The sequence below is a fragment of the Pseudomonas sp. S3E12 genome, from assembly GCF_001702295.1.
Taxonomy (GTDB): Bacteria; Pseudomonadota; Gammaproteobacteria; order Pseudomonadales; family Pseudomonadaceae; genus Aquipseudomonas; species Aquipseudomonas marginalis.
The window spans coordinates 24,235-43,450 of record NZ_MBDT01000004.1; the positions used below are offsets into that span (position 1 = coordinate 24,235).

The following is a 19,216-nucleotide window of genomic DNA, read 5'->3' on the forward strand; positions in this document are numbered from 1 at the left end:
CAGTAGTATCCGGCCCATGACTGCCTCTACCTATATCGGGCGTTTCGCCCCCACGCCCAGCGGCCATCTGCACTTTGGTTCCCTGGTCGCCGCCCTCGCCTCCTACCTCGACGCCCGCGCCAATCACGGCCGCTGGCTGATGCGCATGGAAGACCTCGATCCGCCCCGCGAAGAGCCTGGCGCCCAGGCGGCAATCCTGCATGCCCTGGAAAGCTACGGCTTTGAGTGGGATGGCGAACTGGTCCGACAAAGCGAGCGGCATGACGCCTACGCCAAGGTACTGAACGACATGTTCAACCACGGCCTGGCCTACGCCTGTACCTGTTCACGTAAACAATTGGAGCCCTACGACGGGATTTACCCAGGCCTGTGCCGAAATGCCGGTCACGACCAGCAGGACGCCGCCATCCGCCTGCGTGTTCCGGAGCTGGAGTACCACTTTACTGACCGCGTACAAGGAGAATTCCGACAACACCTGGGCCGTGATGTCGGCGACTTCGTCATCCGTCGCCGCGATGGCCTCTACGCCTACCAACTGGCCGTGGTGCTCGACGATGCCTGGCAAGGGGTTACCGATATCGTGCGCGGCGCCGACCTGCTCGACTCCACGCCACGCCAGCTGTACCTGCAGGAGTTGCTGGGTCTGCGCCAGCCGCGCTATCTGCACGTACCGTTGATCGTCCAGCCGGACGGTAACAAGCTGGGCAAATCCTATCGTTCCCCGCCGCTGCATCCCGACCAGGCCACGCCGCTGCTATTGAGAGCCCTGCGCGCCCTTGGCCAGCAGCCTGGCGACGAACTGCTTCATGCCAGCCCACGGGAGTTGCTGGATTGGGGCATTGTGCACTGGGATGCCAGCAGGATCCCGCGCACACTGACCCTGGCCGAAGCGCAATTACGCTGAAGGCGCTTGCAGCCTGCCAGCCATCCGTTACCATCGCGTAGGAGCGAGCTTGCTCGCGAAAAATTCCGAGGCAACACGTTTATCCAGGATGTACGCGTTTAGGTTAGCGCCCTTCGCGAGCAAGCTCGCTCCTACAGAAAACCGTTGCATTACCGCACTCTCAATCAAAGGCCAACATGTACATCTATCGATTGGTCCTGCTGCTGGTCGTCGGGATCTACCTGTTTTCCCCCGCCATCATGGATTGGTGGATCGACGCCACGGGCGCCTGGTATCGCCCCTATCTGCTGTGGCTGATCCTGATCGTCGTGACCTTCATCCTGCAGAGCCAAAAAGATGCCGATGAGCTTTAGCCTCACCCAGATGCTGCTGATCAGCGCCGCTTACCTGGCGGCACTGTTCGGCGTCGCCTGGATCAGTGAGCGCGGAATGATTCCGCGGGCGATCATTCGCCATCCGTTGACCTACACCTTGTCCCTCGGCGTGTACGCCAGCGCCTGGGCGTTCTATGGCACCGTCGGCCTGGCCTATCAATACGGCTACGGCTTTCTCTCCAGCTACCTGGGGGTGTCCGGTGCATTCCTGCTGGCACCGGTGCTGCTGTACCCGATCCTGAAAATTACTCGCACCTATCAGTTGTCGTCCCTGGCCGACCTGTTCGCCTTCCGCTTCCGCAGCACGTGGGCCGGGGCATTGACCACGGTGTTCATGCTGATCGGCGTGCTGCCCTTGCTGGCCCTGCAAATCCAGGCGGTAGCCGACTCCATCAGCATCCTGACCCGCGAGCCGGTGCAACACCGGGTCGCCCTGGCCTTCTGTGCGCTGATCAGCCTGTTTACGATTTTCTTCGGCTCACGCCACATCGCCACCCGCGAGAAACACGAAGGGCTGGTATTTGCGATTGCGTTCGAATCGGTGATCAAGCTGATCGCCATCGGCGGCGTCGGCCTCTACGCGCTCTATGGCGTGTTCGACGGCCCGCAACAGCTGGAGCTGTGGCTGCTGCAAAACCAGACCGCCCTCGCCGCCCTGCACACTCCACTGCAGGAAGGCCCATGGCGCACGCTGTTGCTGGTGTTCTTCGCCTCGGCGATCGTAATGCCGCACATGTACCACATGACCTTCACCGAGAACCTCAACCCGCGCTCGCTGGTCAGCGCCAGCTGGGGCTTGCCGCTGTTCCTGCTGTTAATGAGCCTTGCGGTGCCGCTGATCCTCTGGGCCGGCCTGAAACTGGGGGCCACCACCAACCCCGAGTATTTCACCCTGGGTATCGGTATCGCCGCCAATAGCCCGGCGTTGGCGCTGCTGGCGTATGTCGGCGGCTTGTCTGCTGCCAGCGGGCTGATTATCGTCACGACGCTGGCCCTTTCGGGCATGGCCCTCAATCACCTGGTGCTGCCGCTGTACCAGCCGCCCGCCGAAGGCAATATCTACCGCTGGCTGAAATGGACGCGCCGCGCGCTGATCGTCGCGATCATCATGGCCGGCTACGGGTTCTACCTGTTGCTCGGCGCCGGGCAAGACCTGGCCAACCTGGGCATTGTCGCGTTTGTCGCCACCTTGCAGTTCCTGCCGGGAGTGCTGTCGGTGCTGTACTGGCCGACCGCCAATCGCCGTGGGTTTATCGCCGGGCTGCTGGCCGGGATCCTGGTATGGATCGTCACCATGCTGCTGCCGTTGGTCGGCAACCTGCAAGGTTTCTACATTCCGCTGCTGAACATGATCTACGTGCTGGACGACACCAGCTGGCACATGGCGGCAATTGCCTCACTGGCCGCCAACGTACTGATGTTCACCCTGATCTCACTGTTCACCAATGCCAGCCCGGAAGAGACCAGCGCCGCCGAGGCGTGCGCGGTGGATAATGTGCGTCGCCCGCAGCGCCGCGAACTGCACGCGGCCTCGCCCCAGGAATTCGCCACGCAACTGGCCAAGCCCCTCGGCGCCAAGGCGGCTCAGAAGGAAGTCGAGCAGGCGCTGCGCGATCTGTACCTGCCCTTTGACGAGCGCCGGCCGTATGCGCTGCGTCGCCTGCGCGACCGCATCGAAGCCAACCTCTCCGGCCTGATGGGCCCCAGCGTGTCCCAGGACATGGTGGAAACCTTCCTGCCCTACAAGGCCGGCGGCGAAAACTACGTCACCGAGGACATCCATTTCATCGAAAGCCGGCTGGAGGATTACCACTCACGCCTCACCGGCCTGGCGGCCGAACTCGACGCCCTGCGCCGCTACCACCGCCAGACCCTGCAGGAACTGCCGATGGGCGTGTGTTCCCTGGCCAAGGATCAGGAGATCCTGATGTGGAACAAGGCCATGGAAGAACTCACCGGCATCGCCGCGCAACGGGTGGTGGGCTCGCGCCTGAATACCCTGGGCGATCCGTGGAAAGAACTGCTCCAGGGCTTTATCAACCTGCCTGACGAGCATTTGCACAAACAGCACCTGGCCCTCGACGGCCAGACCCGCTGGCTCAACCTGCACAAAGCCGCGATCGATGAACCGTTGGCCCCGGGTAACAGCGGCTTGGTGCTGCTGGTCGAAGACCTGACTGAAACCCAGATGCTCGAAGACAAGCTGGTGCACTCCGAGCGCCTGGCCAGTATTGGTCGCCTGGCAGCGGGCGTAGCCCACGAAATCGGCAACCCGATCACCGGTATCGCCTGCCTCGCGCAAAACCTGCGGGAAGAGCGTGAAGAAGACGGCGAAATCATCGAAATCAGCGGGCAGATCCTCGAACAGACCAAGCGCGTCTCGCGCATCGTGCAGTCGCTGATGAGCTTTGCCCATGCCGGCGGCCATCAGAATCTGGATGAGGCCGTGTGCCTGGCCGAAGTGGCCCAGGATGCCATTGGGCTGCTCGCCTTGAACCGGCGCAATTTCGAAGTACAGTTCTTCAACTTGTGCGACCCCGACCATTGGGTCGACGGCGACTCACAACGCCTGGCCCAAGTGCTGATCAACCTGCTGTCCAACGCCCGTGACGCAACCCCGGCCGGTGGTGCGGTACGCGTCAAGACCGAGGCTTTCGAACATACCGTCGATCTGATCGTCGAAGATGAAGGCAGCGGCATTCCACAGAACATCATGGACCGATTGTTCGAACCCTTCTTCACCACCAAGGACCCGGGTGAAGGTACCGGTCTGGGCCTTGCACTGGTCTATTCCATCGTTGAAGAGCATTATGGACAAATCACCATCGACAGCCCGGCTGACACCGAAAGCCAACGCGGCACCCGTATTCGGGTGACCTTGCCGCGTCATGTCGAAGCGACGTCCGCTGTGAACTGAGACCGTCGAGAGAATTGAATCAATGCCGCACATTTTGATCGTCGAAGACGAAACCATTATCCGCTCTGCCTTGCGTCGCCTGCTTGAGCGCAATCAGTACCAGGTCAGCGAAGCCGGCTCGGTACAGGAAGCACAAGAGCGTTTCAGCATCCCCACGTTCGACCTGATTGTCAGTGACCTGCGGCTGCCCGGCGCACCGGGCACCGAGTTGATCAAGCTTGGCCAGGGCACCCCGGTGCTGATCATGACCAGCTATGCCAGCCTGCGCTCGGCGGTTGATTCCATGAAGATGGGTGCGGTGGACTACATCGCCAAGCCGTTTGACCACGATGAAATGCTCCAGGCCGTGGCCCGCATCCTGCGCGACCGCCAGTCAGCCAGCAGCGCGCCTGCCGAACAACGCCCCGCCGGCAAGGCTACCAACGGCGCCGATAAACCGGGCGTCGACAACAGTAACGGCGAGATCGGCATCATCGGCTCCTGCCCACCGATGCAGGACTTGTACAGCAAGATCCGTAAAGTCGCGCCCACCGACTCCAATGTATTGATCCAGGGCGAGTCGGGCACCGGTAAAGAACTGGTGGCCCGCGCCCTGCACAACCTGTCCAAACGCGCCAAGGCGCCGATGATTTCGGTGAACTGTGCGGCGATTCCAGAATCCCTGATCGAGTCCGAACTGTTCGGCCACGAGAAAGGCGCGTTTACCGGCGCCAGCGCTGGGCGTGCGGGCCTGGTGGAAGCGGCGGACGGCGGGACGCTGTTCCTTGATGAAATCGGTGAGTTGCCGCTGGAGGCCCAGGCGCGACTGCTGCGTGTGCTGCAGGAAGGTGAGATTCGCCGTGTAGGCTCGGTGCAATCGCAGAAGGTTGACGTACGCCTGATCGCGGCCACCCACCGCGACCTCAAGAGCCTGGCCAAGATCGGTCAGTTCCGTGAAGACTTGTATTACCGCCTGCACGTGATCGCGCTCAAATTGCCTGCCCTGCGTGAGCGGGGCGCCGACGTGAATGAGATCGCCAACGCATTCCTGCTGCGCCAGAGTGCACGCATCAACCGTACCGACCTGACGTTCGCGCCGGACGCCGAGCAGGCGATTCGGCATTACTCGTGGCCGGGTAACGTGCGAGAACTGGAGAATGCGGTCGAGCGTGCAGTGATCCTGTCGGAAAGCCCGGAAATTTCCGCCGAACTGCTGGGTATCGACATTGAGCTCAGTGACTTGGAGGATGACGATTTCATCGGCCTGGTCCCGACACAGGGCGGCGGTAGCAATACCAGCCATGAGCCGACGGAAGATTTGTCACTGGAAGACTACTTCCAGCATTTCGTCCTTGAGCATCAGGACCACATGACCGAGACCGAGCTGGCACGCAAGCTGGGCGTGAGCCGTAAGTGCCTGTGGGAACGCCGCCAGCGCCTGGGCATTCCACGGCGCAAGACCGGGGTGGCCAGCGAAAGCTGAGGGTGCGCCTCCACAGGTAACACCCTCAGATGTGAAAAAACTGTTACCGCGGATATTTCGCGTAACAAAAGCCGGGGCTTACGGTAACGAAGCCCCGGCTTTTTTTCGCCCGTCAAAAACCAAAAACCACCTCAACCCCCCGGTTTTGCTGGGCGACGCAAAAGTTGGCACGCACCCTGCTATATGCTTAGTACAAAAACAATAACAAGCTTTGTACAAGACAATAAAAATAAGACGAATCGACTCACGCATAACAAAAACAACACGGCGGAGGCGCAGCTAACTGATTCTTTTGGAGAGGCGTTGCATTTGGGGCTTGCCCCGCAACCAGGCCGAGAACAACAAAAACTGCCCTAAGGCAGAGCCTGAACTGGTTGGATCGTAGATCAGCAACACAGCGACCAAAGCAATCCGTTTGCTCTTGACTCCCGATTGGGAGTGTCATGAAGGTGAAGCTTCATGGCGAGGGCGATCAACAAAAACAAGAAGCCCGAAATCAATAATAAAAATAGAGCACGCAACTACTTCTGGGGGAGCTTCGGCTCCCCTTGTAGTTTCCGGGATTTGACGATTTAAGGCTTATGGCGCAACGCCGAAGCTTGTTCCTACACCATCCCCTGACTAAATGCTAGAATCCCCGCCCATCATGCGGTCATTCTTCGTTATGGCCGAACATTCCTTCAAACAGTGCATCCCATGCTGAAGAAGTTGTTCCAGTCATTCCGTTCTCCCTTGCGTCGTACGCAACACAAACGCAGCACGCCTGAAGTGCTCAACAGCAGCCAGCATTCGTTGCAGCGCGCTCAATTCAGCCGTTATGCGGTGAATATCGTCGAACGGTTGCAGAACGCCGGTTACCAGGCCTACCTGGTAGGCGGCTGCGTACGCGACATGCTGCTCAATATCACGCCTAAGGATTTCGACGTCGCCACCAGTGCCACGCCTGAGCAAGTGCGTGCCGAGTTTCGCAATGCGCGAATCATCGGTCGCCGCTTCAAGCTGGTGCATATCCACTTTGGTCGCGAAATCATCGAGGTCGCGACCTTCCGTGCCGGCCACCCGCAAAACGATGAAGAGGAAGACACCAATCAGTCCTCCCGCAACGAGAGCGGGCGTATCCTGCGCGACAACGTCTACGGCACCCTGGAAGAAGACGCGCAGCGCCGCGACTTCACCATCAATGCCCTCTATTACGATCCGGTCAGCGAACGCATCCTCGATTACGCCAATGGCGTACACGACATCCGCAATAACCTGATCCGCCTGATCGGCGACCCGACACAGCGCTATCAGGAAGACCCGGTGCGCATGCTGCGGGCCGTGCGCTTCGCCGCCAAGCTCAACTTCGGCATCGAAAAGCATACCGCCGCACCGATACGCGAGCTGGCACCGATGCTGCGGGAAATCCCGTCCGCGCGTCTGTTCGAAGAAGTGCTCAAGCTGTTCCTCTCGGGCTACGCCGCCGACACCTTCGAAATGCTGGTTGACCTGCAGTTGTTCGACCCACTGTTTCCGGCCAGCGCCGAAGCACTGGAGTACAACCCGACTTATACCCACACGCTGATCAGCGAAGCCTTGATCAATACCGACCTGCGCATCAAGCAGAACAAACCGGTCACGCCGGCGTTCCTGTTTGCCGCCCTGTTGTGGCCGGCCCTGCCCAAGCGCGTACTGCGTCTGCAGGAGCGTGGCATGCCGCCGATCCCGGCCATGCAGGAAGCCGCTCACGAGCTGATCGCCGAACAGTGCCAGCGCATTGCTATCCCGAAACGTTTCACGATGCCGATCCGCGAGATCTGGGACATGCAGGAACGCCTGCCGCGCCGCAGCGGCAAGCGCGCCGACCTGTTGCTGGACAACCCGCGCTTCCGTGCCGGCTACGACTTCCTGCTGCTGCGCGAAAGCGCCGGTGAGCAGACCGACGGCCTGGGCGAATGGTGGACCGACTATCAGGATGCCAATGACAGCCAACGCCGCGACATGATTCGCGACCTCGGCAGCAAGGGTGATGGCGAAGGCGCAGGGCCGAAGAAGCGTCGTCGCAGCGGCACCAAGCGCAAACGCAGTGCTGCCGATGCCTCGGGCGCTGCGGGCGAATAAACGTGGAACGCATCTACATCGGCATGGGCAGCAACCTGGCAGCCCCGGACCAGCAATTGCGCAGCGCTATCGAAGCGCTGGCGCAATTGCCAGACACTTGCGTCGCGGGTGTGTCCGCCTTTTACCAAAGTGACTCCCTGCTCCCGGGCCAGCCGCGCTACACCAACGCGGTTGCTGCCCTGGACAGCCGCCTTGCGCCACTTGACCTGCTGGATGCGCTGCAAGCCATCGAAAACGACCAGGGCCGCGAGCGCCTGGAGCGTTGGGGCCCTCGCACCCTTGACCTGGACATTCTGCTGTTTGGCGATCGCCTGATCGACGAACCGCGCCTGAAGGTGCCCCATTACCAGATGCACCTGCGTGCGTTTGTGTTGTATCCATTGGCCGAACTGGCGCCTGCCGCATTGCAATTGCCGGATGGAAAGCGCCTCAGTGCCCTGCTTGAAGCCTGCCCGTTTGTCGGCCTGGAACGGCTCCCGATTGCTGAATCGCGTCAGTAACAGCGGTAACACCGCCATCGTAACAATGCGGTAACACATCCAATTGACTTCCCGTGTCCTCCTCACGACTATAGGCGTCCCGCTGCCGCCAACCCGGCGCTGAAGGGCGCAATCCAGGCCTTATAAGCACTGCTCTCAAGACGGTGCGCCTGAATAACGAAGACTCACGCGCGTAACTCGCTGTTTCCAAGCGCCTGAACGAGGACCCTTTTCATGCCAGACATTACCCTGACCACCTTGCAGAGCCTCAAGCTCAAAGGTGAAAAAATCACCATGCTGACCTGCTATGACGCCACCTTCGCCCACGCCTGCTGCCAGGCCGGGGTTGAAGTGTTACTGGTAGGTGACTCCCTGGGCATGGTCCTTCAAGGGAATGACAGCACCCTGCCCGTCACCACCGATGAACTGGCCTACCACACCGCCAGCGTCAAGCGCGGGAACGACGGCGCATTCATCATCGCCGACCTGCCGTTCATGGACTACGCCACCGTCGAACAGACCTTCCTGAACGCCGGCAAACTGATGCGTGCCGGTGCACACATGATCAAGGTGGAGGGCGCCGTGTGGCTCGCCGAGTCGATTCGCCTGCTGGCTGAGCGCGGCGTGCCGGTCTGTGCACATATGGGCCTGACGCCACAGTCCGTGAACATCCTCGGCGGCTACAAGGTCCAAGGCCGCAACGAAGCCCAGGCGCGCCAGATGCGTGCCGATGCCATTGCCCTGGAGCAGGCGGGCGTTGCGATGATCCTGCTCGAATGCGTGCCCAGCGAACTCGCAGCAGAAATCACCCAGGCCGTTAAAGTGCCGGTGATCGGTATTGGCGCGGGCTCGGCCACCGACGGCCAGGTGCTGGTGCTGCACGACATGCTCGGCCTGTCGATTACCGGCCGCGTGCCAAAGTTCGTGAAGAACTTCATGACTGGCCAGGACAGCATCCACGCGGCATTGAGTGCTTACGTCGCCGAAGTCAAAGGCGTGACCTTCCCAGGCGCCGAACACGGATTCTCTGCATGAACACCGTAAAAACCGTACGTGAACTCAGAGCCGCCGTCGCCCACGCCCGCAAGGCCGGCAAACGCATCGGCTTCGTGCCCACCATGGGTAACCTGCACAGCGGCCATGCCAGCCTGGTCAGCAAGGCTGTGCAGCAGGCGGACTTTGTCGTAGCGAGTATTTTCGTCAACCCGCTGCAATTTGGCGCCGGCGAAGACCTGGACAAGTACCCTCGCACCCTGGCCGCCGATCAGGAAAAGCTTCTGCAGGCCGGCTGCAACCTGCTGTTCGCGCCGACCGTCGAGGAGATGTACCCCGGCGGCATGACCGGCCAGACCCGCGTCAGCGTCCCGCAATTGTCCGAAGGCTTGTGCGGCGCCAGCCGTCCCGGGCATTTCGAAGGCGTGGCGACCGTGGTCAGCAAATTGTTCAACATGGTCCAGCCGGACATGGCTGTATTTGGCCAGAAGGACTACCAGCAACTGGCCGTGATTCGCGCCATGGTCCATGACCTGAACATGCCGATCCAGATTATCGGCGAGCCCACCGTGCGCGCCGATGATGGCCTGGCGCTGTCCTCGCGCAACGGCTTTCTCAGCGAAGAACAACGTGCGATCGCGCCGGTGCTGTACCGCAGCCTCAGCCAGATTGCCGCAGCCATCAAAAGCGGTGATCACGACTTCGCCAGACTGCGTGCCGAACAGGTGCAGCAGATCGAGGCTGCCGGGTTGCGCCTGGATTACCTCGAAGTGCGCCAGGGCGTGCACCTGCGGGCCGCTACGGCGGAGGATCGGGATATTGTGATTCTGGTGGCGGCCTTTCTAGGCACGACCCGCCTGATCGACAACCTGCATCTGACCCTCGACTGACCCCTCTGAACACCCCGCCGATTGCCCTGATCGCTGTGCCGGTATAAAAAAGTACCGGTCACAGCGCAGACAAAGCCAAGACATATCGACACGCTAGGTTTAATGTAATCGCCCTGCGCTATGGTTAGCGCTGTCTGGAACCCAACCCTTGAGATAAGACTGGATGTTCCGGGCTTTGAAGTGTCCTAAAGGCAGTCCCCGTAATAAAAGGAAACCCGCAGCGATGGCGTACTACCGCACCCCTCATGACGTTACCGCTCTGCCCGCCTGGCAAGCGCTCAATCAACATCGCCAAGCCATGCAGGATTTCAGCATGCGCGAAGCGTTCAATGCCGATCCCCAGCGCTTTTCCCAGTTCACCTTGAGCAGCTGCGGACTTTTCCTCGATTACTCGAAAAACCTGATCACCGGCGAAACCCGCGACCTGCTGGTGGGCCTTGCCAACGAAGTGGGCCTTAAAGACGCAATCAACTCGCTGTATGCGGGCGAGCCGGTCAACTCCTCCGAAGGCCGCCCTGCCCTGCACACCGCCCTGCGCCGCCCGGTGGGCGACAAGCTGTCGGTCAACGGCGTGAACATCATGCCGGACGTGCATAAGGTGCTGAACCAGATCACCGACCTGGTCGGCCGCATCCACGACGGCCTGTGGCGTGGCTACACCGAGAAACCGATCACCGACGTGGTGAACATCGGCATCGGCGGCTCGTTCCTTGGCCCGGAGCTGGTCTCTGAAGCGCTGTTGTCCTACGCCCACAAAGGCGTGCGCTGCCACTACCTGGCGAACATCGATGGCAGCGAATTCCATGAGCTGACCATGAAGCTGCGCGCCGAGACCACGCTGTTTATCGTCTCGTCGAAATCCTTCAACACCCTGGAAACCCTGAAAAACGCCCAGGCCGCCCGCGCCTGGTACCTGGCCCAGGGCGGCTCGGAAGCCGAGCTGTACCGCCACTTTATCGCCGTGTCGAGCAACAACGCGGCTGCCGTGGCCTTCGGTATCCGCGAAGAAAACATCTTCCCGATGTGGGACTGGGTGGGCGGCCGTTATTCGTTGTGGTCGGCCATCGGCCTGCCAATCGCCCTGGCCATCGGCATGTCCAACTTCAAGGAACTGCTGTCCGGTGCCTACACCATGGACCAGCATTTCCAGAACGCTCCCTTCGAACAAAACATGCCGGTGCTGCTGGGCCTGCTGGGCGTGTGGTACGGCAACTTCTGGGGTGCGCAGAGCCATGCGATCCTGCCGTACGACCACTACCTGCGTAACATCACCAAGCACTTGCAACAGCTGGACATGGAATCCAACGGCAAGAGCGTGCGCCAGGACGGCAAGCCGGTGTCCACCGACACCGGTCCAGTGATCTGGGGTGGCGTCGGCTGCAACGGCCAACATGCTTATCACCAATTGCTGCATCAGGGCACCCAACTGATCCCGGCCGACTTCATCGTGCCGATCGTCAGCTTCAACCCGGTGTCCGACCACCATCAATGGCTGTACGCCAACTGCCTGTCCCAAAGCCAGGCACTGATGCTCGGCAAGACCCGCAGCGAAGCCGAAGCCGAGCTGCGCGACAAGGGCATCCCGGAAGACGACGTGCAGAAGCTGGCACCGCACAAGGTGATCCCGGGCAACCGTCCGAGCAACACGCTCGTGGTTGAACGCATCAGCCCGCGTCGCCTGGGCGCCCTGGTTGCGATGTATGAACATAAAGTGTTCGTGCAAAGCGTGATCTGGGGCATCAACGCCTTCGACCAATGGGGCGTGGAGCTGGGCAAGGAGCTGGGCAAGGGCGTATACAATCGCCTCACCGGCGCCGAAGAAACCTTGGCCGAAGACGCTTCGACCCAGGGCCTGATCAACTACTTCCGCGGCCGTCACCGCGGCTGATGCAGGCACCGCAAGGCCAACGTCCGTTTGGACGTTGGCCTTGAACCCTCTCCATACAGGGTGCATCTTTATGACTTGTCGCAAAAACAAGAATAAGGATCGCTCATGTTCGATATCAGCACGTTTCCCACCGCCGATGCCGTCCGCCGGGCTGCGCAACTCAGTCAAGAGGACTACCAGCGCCTCTATCGCCAATCCATCGAACAGCCGGACACGTTCTGGGCCGAACAGGCCAAGGGCTTTCTCGACTGGATAACACCGTGGCACACCGTCCAGCAGTCGGACATCCAGACCGGTGCCGCCCAGTGGTTTGCCGGTGGCCAGTTGAACGTCAGCTACAACTGCATCGACCGTCACCTGGCGCAACGCGCCGATCAGCCGGCCTTCATCTGGGAAGGTGACGATCCTGCAAAATCGTCCAAAATCACCTACCGCCAACTGCACCAAAACGTCTGTCGCCTGGCCAATGTGCTGAAAAGCCGTGGCGTGAAAAAAGGCGACCGGGTGTGTATCTACATGCCGATGATCCCGGAAGCGGCCTACGCCATGCTGGCCTGCACGCGGATTGGCGCAGTGCACTCGGTGGTATTTGGCGGGTTCTCACCGGACGCCCTGCGCGACCGCATTCTGGACGCCGACTGCCGCACCGTGATCACAGCCGATGAAGGCGTGCGCGGTGGTAAGCCGGTGGCGTTGAAACAGAATGTCGACAAAGCCCTGGCCAGTTGCCCCGACGTCAGCACGGTGCTGGTGGTACAGCGCACCGGCGCCCCGGTGAACTGGAGCGAAGGCCGCGACCTCAAGTATCAACAGGCCTTGGATGCAGCGAGCGACGATTGCCCTCCCGAACCGATGGACGCCGAAGACCCGCTGTTTATCCTCTACACCTCCGGGAGCACCGGCAAACCCAAGGGCGTGCTGCACACCACGGGCGGCTACCTGCTCCAGGCGGCAATGACCTTCAAGTACGTACTCGATTACCGCGACGGTGAGGTGTTCTGGTGCACCGCCGACGTGGGTTGGGTCACCGGTCATAGCTACATCGTGTACGGGCCGCTGGCCAATGGCGCGACCTCGCTGATGTTCGAAGGTGTGCCGAGCTACCCGGACAGTTCGCGCTTCTGGCAGGTCATCGATAAACACCAGGTGAATATCTTCTATACCGCCCCCACCGCCTTGCGCGCGTTGATGCGCGAGGGTCACGCCCCGCTGGAGACGACCTCCCGCGCCAGCCTGCGGCTGCTGGGCAGCGTGGGCGAACCGATCAACCCGGAAGCCTGGGACTGGTACTTCAACGCGGTGGGCGAACAGCGTTGCCCCATTGTCGATACCTGGTGGCAGACCGAGACCGGCGGCATCATGCTCAGCCCGCTGGTCAGCGCCCAGCGGATCAAACCGGGTTGCGCCACCCAGCCGATGTTTGGCGTGCAGCCCGTGCTGCTGGACGAACAAGGCAAGGTCATCAGCGGAGCCGGCAGCGGCGTACTGGCGATCAAGGCCAGTTGGCCGGGACAGATTCGCAGCGTCTACGGCGACCCGCAGCGCATGGTCGACACCTATTTCAAACCCTACCCCGGTTACTATTTCACCGGTGACGGTGCGCGCCGCGATGAGGACGGTGACTACTGGATCACCGGGCGTATCGACGATGTGATCAACGTATCCGGCCACCGTATCGGCACCGCCGAGGTAGAAAGTGCGTTGGTACTGCATGACCAGGTGGCCGAGGCTGCCGTGGTGGGCTATCCCCACGACGTCAAGGGCCAGGGCATCTACGCCTTCGTCACCCCCATGAATGGCGTCGAACCCAGCGATGCCCTGAAAAAGCACCTGCTGGAACTGGTCAGCAAGGAAATCGGCAGCTTTGCCAAGCCGGAACTGATCCAATGGGCACCGGCCTTGCCGAAAACCCGATCCGGCAAGATCATGCGCCGGATTTTGCGCAAGATCGCCTGCAACGAACTGGACAGCCTGGGTGATACCTCGACCCTGGCCGACCCCAGCGTCGTCGACGGCCTGATCGACAAACGCCTGAACCGCTAGGAAACCCGAGTCGCCATGGAATTTATCCGCAGCCGTATCGAAACCCAGTTGATGAGCCTCACCGGCTTGTCACTGGGCCAGCTGGACCTGGAAAACCCCAAGGGCGATCCGGGCCTGTTCGGGCCGGACTCGATCAGTTGGCAAGTCCATGGCGACTTCAGCAGCATGCTTATCGGCGGTATCAGCGCCTTGATGCTGCAAGCCTTGCACCCATTGGCCCTGGCCGGCGTGTGGGACCATTCGAATTTTCGCCAGGACATGCTTGGGCGCCTGCGCCGTACCTCGCAGTTTATTTCCGGTACCACGTTCGGCGCGCGCAAAGACGCCGACTGGCTGATCGAAAAAGTGCGCACCATTCACCTGCAGGTGGTGGGCCATGCCCCGGACGGGAGGCCTTACGCGGCCAGCGATCCAGCGCTGCTGACCTGGGTGCATGTGGCGGAGGTGAGCAACTTTCTTGCTGCCCACTTGCGCTACCGCAACCCACACCTCTCCGGCCCTGATCAGGACCGTTACTACAGCGAGATCGCCGTCGTCGCAGAACGGCTCGGCGCGCAGGATGTGCCGCATTCACGCCAGGAAATTTCCGATTACCTTGAGAATATCCGCCCGCAATTGCTGTGCGACGAGCGCAGCCGCGAAGTGCTGCGCCTGTTGCTGAACGCGCCCTCCCCCAGCCTGTTGGCCAAGCCTTTTGGTGCCTTGATGATGCAAGCCGGGATCGACCTGCTGCCGGACTGGGCCAGCACCCTGCTCGATCAGCACCAGAGCCCGCTGCAACGCCGGATGATCCGCGCCGGGGTCAAGCGCAGCGCGCCGTTGTTGCGCTGGGCGATGCGCAATGGTTCGGTGCAGCGTGCACACCGGCGGATGGGGTTGATGTAGGCAACGCGCCATAGCTGCTAAACTCCGCGCCCTTATTTCCCCCATTTACCTAAGCAAGGCGCGCTCCATGTCTCCATTGAATCAGGCGCTGCGCGCCGCCCTCGATCATCGCCAGGATCTGATCAGCGAACTGCACGCTCAGGGCACCGACTGCTATCGGCTGTTCCATGGCAGCCAGGAAGGCGCCGGCGGCCTGACCATCGACCGCTATGGCCCGCAGTTACTGGTGCAAAGCTTCCATCAGTCGCTGGAAACCGCCGACCTGCTGGAGCTGCACCAACTGATCAACCAGTACATGGGCCTGGAGTTGCTGCTGGTCTACAACGACCGCTCCCGCGGCAACTCGCGAGTCGATCGCGAAGATTCGGTTTACCGCGCCGAACCTGTCGCGCTGGAAGACCTGGTCGGCCACGAATGGGGCCTCAATTACCGTGTCCGTGGGCGCCATGCCGGCCAGGACCCACTGCTGTTCCTCGACCTGCGCAATACCCGCGGCTGGGTCAAGGACCACAGCGCCGGCAAAAGCGTACTGAACCTGTTTGCCTACACCTGTGGGGTGGGCCTGAGCGCCGCTGCCGGTGGTGCGCGCGAGGTATGCAACCTGGACTTCGCCGAGGGCAACCTGGCGGTGGGGCGAGAAAACGGCCAGCTCAATCCACAGCTTCCCACCATGGAGTTCGTGCAATCGGACTACTTCCCGGCGATTCGCCAACTGGCCGGGCTGCCGATCACCCAGCGTCGCGGGCAGAAACTGCCGAGCTATCCGCGCCTCGAGCAGCGTCAATATGACCTGGTGTTGCTCGACCCGCCGGCCTGGGCCAAGAGTGCCTTCGGTACCGTTGACCTGTTGCGTGACTACCAGAGCCTGCTCAAGCCGGCACTGCTCGCTACCGCCGACAATGGCGTGCTGATCTGCTGTAACAACCTGGCGAAAGTCAGCATGGAAGACTGGCGTGACCAGGTTTTGCGCTGCGCCGAGAAAGCCGGGCGTCCGGTACGCGACTGGCAAATCATGACGCCTGGCGCGGACTTCCCTTCACAGGATCAACAGCCACCGTTGAAGACCCTGATCCTGCAGTTGTAGTACTTTTCCCATGTTCCTCGGTGCTTCGGAACCGAAATCCCGTGCCATACTCCAAGGCACTCCTGTTTGACATAGATGGCGCCGCCCCATGCCCAAAGGATTGATTCGCGCCACTGGCGCCTTGTTGACTGCCCTCGCGTTGTACAGCTTGTTGGGCTTTCTGATTTTGCCTGGCATCGCCCTTCGTATTGCCAACCAACAGTTAGCCAATTACGCCACGGTGCCGGCACGCATCGAGCGGATTGAACTTAACCCGTTCAGCCTGGAAGTCACGGTTTGGGGCTTGAAAATCGGCGAACCGGGTAAGGAACAGGTAGGTTTCGAACGGCTTTACGCCAACCTGCAGGCCGATAGCCTGTGGACCCGCGCCCTGCACCTGGCGGATGTGCAACTGGACAAGCCCAGGACCGAGTTGTTGTTCGACAAGTCAGGCCAGCTGAATCTGGCGCAGTTGTTCAAGCTGCCACCGAGCGAGCCGACCCCGGCAGACCCTGACGCCAAGCCGTTCCCGCTGCGTGTCGACAGCATCAAGCTGGCTGGCGGTTATTTGCATTTCCAAGACCTGCGCCCCAGCGAACCCATCGAATTCCTCTACGACACCCTCGACTTCGAACTGAAGAATCTCAGCACCCTGCCGGAAGACAATGCGGACATGACCTTGGTCGCCGCCGGCCCTGAAGGCGGACAGATCGACTGGAAAGGCAACTTCAGCCTGGTGCCGATCACGTCCGAAGGTACGCTCAAAGTCACCGGCGGCAAAATGAAAGCCTGGTGGCCTTATGTACGTGACGCCTTACCCCTGGTACTTGAAGACGGCGTGCTCAACTTCAGTACCGAATACAGATTCAGCCTGGCCAAAGAGACCGAGCTGAACCTGACCAACACCGCCGCCAGCATCGCACCGTTCGCGATCAAGGCCCCGGATGGCCGGCCGTTGGTGCGCCTGGAGCGTTTGGACGTCAGCGAGACCACGGTGGACCTGGCCAAACAGCAGGTGGTGGTGGGCAAGATCCGCAGCAATAAACTCGAGACCTGGGCGGCTCGTGAAGCGGATGGGCAACTGGACTGGCAAAAACTGTTCGCCGGCCAGCCGACCAAACCGGCCAAGGCGCCGGAGCCTGCTACTGCACCCGCCACTGCCGACTCGCCAAAGCCTGCGCCCGTCGCCCCAAGCAAGCCCTGGCAAGTGCTGCTCAAGGATGTACAGCTGCGCAACTACCAAGTGCACTTGGCCGACCGCCAGGCCAAACCTGCAGTGGCGCTGGAGCTCGGCCCGTTGAACGTCGACGTGCAGAACTTCGACAGCCTCAACCAGAGCCCTTTTACCCTGAAGGTCGACACCGGCCTGGGCAAGCAGGGCAAGATCCAGGCAACCGGCACGGTTAACCTCAACCCGGTCAGCGCCAAGTTGAAGGTCAATACCAAGGACATCGACCTGCGGGTCGCCCAGTCCTATATCAGCCCGTTTATCCGTCTGGAGCTGCGCAGCGGCATGCTTGGCAGCGACCTCGACGTGAACCTGAAAAGCACCGACCCTCTGGCGCTGCAGATCACCGGCCGCGCGCAGGTTGACCAGTTGCATACCCTCGACACCCTCAAGACCCGCGACTTCCTCAAGTGGCAGCGCCTGGTGCTCGAAGGCGTGAACTACCAACACGGCGACAGCCTGTCGATCGACAAGGTCAACCTGCTGCAGCCCTATGCGCGGTTCATGATCAACGATGACCGCACCACCAACGTCGACGACTTGCTGATCCCGCAGCCGGCCGACAGTGGCGCCAAATCGTCAGCTAAACCTGCCGCGAGCAAAGAAAAACCCCTGGGCATCCATATCGGGCAAATTGCGATCAACGACGGTTCGGCCAACTTCGCCGACTTCAGCCTCACCCCCAACTTCGCCACGGCGATCCAGCAGCTCAATGGGCAGATCGGCACCATCGACAGTCGCCAGGCCAAGCCGGCGAGTGTTGACATCAAGGGCAAGGTGGACCGTTATGCACCGGTCACCATCAAAGGCAGCGTGAACCCGTTTGACCCGATGGCGGCGCTGGACATCGCCACCAGCTTCAAACGTGTCGAGCTGACCACCCTGACGCCTTACTCGGGCAAGTTCGCCGGTTTCCGCATCCGCAAGGGCCGCCTCAACCTGGACCTGCACTACGTGATCACCAAGGGCCAGTTGAAGGCAGAGAACAAAGTGGTGGTCGAGCAATTGCAACTGGGCGAAAAAGTCGACAGCGCCGATGCCGTGGACCTGCCGATTCGTCTGGCAATCGCCTTGCTCAAGGACAGCGACGGCAAGATTTCCATCGAACTGCCGGTATCCGGTGACCTGAATAACCCGCAATTCAGCGTGATGCCCATTGTGTGGCAAACCCTGCGCAATCTGGTGGTGCGGGCGGCCACTGCCCCGTTCAAGTTTATTGGCGGATTGGTCACCGGAGGCGGAGCGCAGGACCTGGGCAGCGTGTCGTTCGCGCCGGGCTCCAGCGAGTTGAACAAAGACGCCGAAGGCGCTCTCAACACCTTGGCCAAAGCTTTGAAAGAACGCCCTGCCCTACGCCTGGAAATCGAAGGCACGGCCGCAGCCAGCAGCGACGGCCCATTCCTGGCGGCCCAGCGGCTGGAGCGGGAATACCAATACAACTACTACAAAATGCTGCAGCGCCGTGGCGATAAAGTCCCGGCGCAGGCGTCCTTGCTGGAAGTCCCTGAGAGCGAAAAAGCCCCCTTGCTCGAAGGTATTTACCGCACCCGCTTGAAACAGCAGCCTCCGGCAGAATGGAAGGACCTGAGCAGCAGTGACCGCTCGGCCAAGTTGAAAGAGGGCGTGATCAAGTTCTGGAGTGGCAGTGACGTGCTGCTGCGCCAGTTGGGCCAGGACCGTGCAAGCACGATCAAGGACTACCTGGTGGATAAAGCCCAACTGGAGGACGACCGGGTCTACTTCATTGACGCGCAACTGGGCCAGGCAGAGAAAGACGGTCGAGTGATAACGCCGATGCACCTGGACGCCGAGTAGGCGTCCACGGCAAGCCCCTACCGCATTACTTTCCCGCCCCAATAGAACAGGCCCCGACACAGAAGTGCCGGGGCCTGTAATGACCACATCCGTGTGGTCGGTCGCATGAAACTTAGAGGTGCATTGAGTGGATATCTAACTCACGCGCCGCCGCCGCTAGTTCAGACGAGTGCTT

Annotated in this window: 13 protein-coding genes; all 13 read left to right on the forward strand. The window is 61.0% G+C overall.

Going from position 1 to position 19,216, the window contains the following annotated elements; translation table 11 throughout:
• The first annotated feature begins 16 nt into the window (after nt 1–16).
• The 13 genes from gluQRS to BB029_RS03750 all read left to right on the forward strand — a co-directional run bounded on the left by gluQRS (nt 17) and on the right by BB029_RS03750 (nt 19,041).
• Nucleotides 17–904 carry a tRNA glutamyl-Q(34) synthetase GluQRS gene (gene gluQRS / locus BB029_RS03695; RefSeq protein ID WP_065938270.1) on the forward strand — a complete coding sequence of 296 codons (888 nt, stop codon included), beginning with the start codon at nt 17–19 and terminating at the stop codon, nt 902–904.
• A 176-nt stretch (nt 905–1,080) separates the two neighbouring features.
• Nucleotides 1,081–1,257 (forward strand): hypothetical protein, encoded by a 177-nt coding sequence (locus tag BB029_RS32720; RefSeq protein ID WP_003176118.1) that lies wholly within the window; start codon nt 1,081–1,083, stop codon nt 1,255–1,257.
• Complete coding sequence (locus tag BB029_RS03700) at nt 1,241–4,195, forward strand: sensor histidine kinase (protein WP_027605383.1); 2,955 nt, start codon at nt 1,241–1,243, stop codon at nt 4,193–4,195. The genes BB029_RS32720 and BB029_RS03700 overlap by 17 nt, the downstream gene beginning before the upstream one ends.
• Before the next feature lie 22 nt (nt 4,196–4,217).
• On the forward strand, nt 4,218–5,657 hold the full coding sequence (locus tag BB029_RS03705; RefSeq protein WP_065938271.1) for a sigma-54 dependent transcriptional regulator: 1,440 nt from the start codon (nt 4,218–4,220) through the stop codon (nt 5,655–5,657).
• Between the two features lie 696 nt (nt 5,658–6,353).
• Nucleotides 6,354–7,757, forward strand: a complete 1,404-nt coding sequence (locus BB029_RS03710) for a polynucleotide adenylyltransferase PcnB (protein ID WP_027605381.1) — start codon at nt 6,354–6,356, stop codon at nt 7,755–7,757.
• Nucleotides 7,758–7,759: 2 nt separating this feature from the next.
• Nucleotides 7,760–8,257, forward strand: coding sequence for a 2-amino-4-hydroxy-6-hydroxymethyldihydropteridine diphosphokinase (gene folK / locus BB029_RS03715; protein WP_065938272.1), 498 nt, complete (start codon nt 7,760–7,762; stop codon nt 8,255–8,257).
• 213 nt (nt 8,258–8,470) lie between these two features.
• Nucleotides 8,471–9,271, forward strand: a complete 801-nt coding sequence (gene panB / locus BB029_RS03720) for a 3-methyl-2-oxobutanoate hydroxymethyltransferase (RefSeq protein ID WP_065938273.1) — start codon at nt 8,471–8,473, stop codon at nt 9,269–9,271.
• A complete protein-coding gene (panC, locus tag BB029_RS03725; protein WP_027605378.1) occupies nt 9,268–10,119 on the forward strand; it encodes a pantoate--beta-alanine ligase in 852 nt (283 codons plus the stop codon). The genes panB and panC overlap by 4 nt, the downstream gene beginning before the upstream one ends.
• Nucleotides 10,120–10,342: 223 nt before the next feature.
• Nucleotides 10,343–12,007, forward strand: coding sequence for a glucose-6-phosphate isomerase (gene pgi, locus BB029_RS03730; RefSeq protein WP_027605377.1), 1,665 nt, complete (start codon nt 10,343–10,345; stop codon nt 12,005–12,007).
• A gap of 105 nt (nt 12,008–12,112) precedes the next feature.
• Nucleotides 12,113–14,050, forward strand: a complete 1,938-nt coding sequence (gene acs / locus BB029_RS03735; RefSeq protein ID WP_065938274.1) for an acetate--CoA ligase — start codon at nt 12,113–12,115, stop codon at nt 14,048–14,050.
• A 15-nt stretch (nt 14,051–14,065) separates the two neighbouring features.
• Nucleotides 14,066–14,935, forward strand: a complete 870-nt coding sequence (locus BB029_RS03740) for an oxygenase MpaB family protein (protein WP_065938275.1) — start codon at nt 14,066–14,068, stop codon at nt 14,933–14,935.
• Between the two features lie 67 nt (nt 14,936–15,002).
• Nucleotides 15,003–16,019, forward strand: coding sequence for a class I SAM-dependent rRNA methyltransferase (locus BB029_RS03745; protein WP_065938276.1), 1,017 nt, complete (start codon nt 15,003–15,005; stop codon nt 16,017–16,019).
• Between the two features lie 88 nt (nt 16,020–16,107).
• Nucleotides 16,108–19,041 (forward strand): DUF748 domain-containing protein, encoded by a 2,934-nt coding sequence (locus tag BB029_RS03750; protein ID WP_065938277.1) that lies wholly within the window; start codon nt 16,108–16,110, stop codon nt 19,039–19,041.
• Nucleotides 19,042–19,216: the final 175 nt, after the last annotated feature.

Excerpts from the sequence above, each read along its gene's own strand:
- gluQRS (WP_065938270.1), top strand. The coding sequence starts at position 17 with ATGACTGCCTCTACCTATATCGGGCGTTTCGCCCCCACGCCCAGCGGC.
- BB029_RS32720 (WP_003176118.1), top strand. The coding sequence starts at position 1,081 with ATGTACATCTATCGATTGGTCCTGCTGCTGGTCGTCGGGATCTACCTG.
- BB029_RS03700 (WP_027605383.1), top strand. The coding sequence starts at position 1,241 with ATGCCGATGAGCTTTAGCCTCACCCAGATGCTGCTGATCAGCGCCGCT.
- BB029_RS03705 (WP_065938271.1), top strand. The coding sequence starts at position 4,218 with ATGCCGCACATTTTGATCGTCGAAGACGAAACCATTATCCGCTCTGCC.
- BB029_RS03710 (WP_027605381.1), top strand. The coding sequence starts at position 6,354 with ATGCTGAAGAAGTTGTTCCAGTCATTCCGTTCTCCCTTGCGTCGTACG.
- panB (WP_065938273.1), top strand. The coding sequence starts at position 8,471 with ATGCCAGACATTACCCTGACCACCTTGCAGAGCCTCAAGCTCAAAGGT.
- panC (WP_027605378.1), top strand. The coding sequence starts at position 9,268 with ATGAACACCGTAAAAACCGTACGTGAACTCAGAGCCGCCGTCGCCCAC.
- pgi (WP_027605377.1), top strand. The coding sequence starts at position 10,343 with ATGGCGTACTACCGCACCCCTCATGACGTTACCGCTCTGCCCGCCTGG.
- acs (WP_065938274.1), top strand. The coding sequence starts at position 12,113 with ATGTTCGATATCAGCACGTTTCCCACCGCCGATGCCGTCCGCCGGGCT.
- BB029_RS03740 (WP_065938275.1), top strand. The coding sequence starts at position 14,066 with ATGGAATTTATCCGCAGCCGTATCGAAACCCAGTTGATGAGCCTCACC.
- BB029_RS03745 (WP_065938276.1), top strand. The coding sequence starts at position 15,003 with ATGTCTCCATTGAATCAGGCGCTGCGCGCCGCCCTCGATCATCGCCAG.
- BB029_RS03750 (WP_065938277.1), top strand. The coding sequence starts at position 16,108 with ATGCCCAAAGGATTGATTCGCGCCACTGGCGCCTTGTTGACTGCCCTC.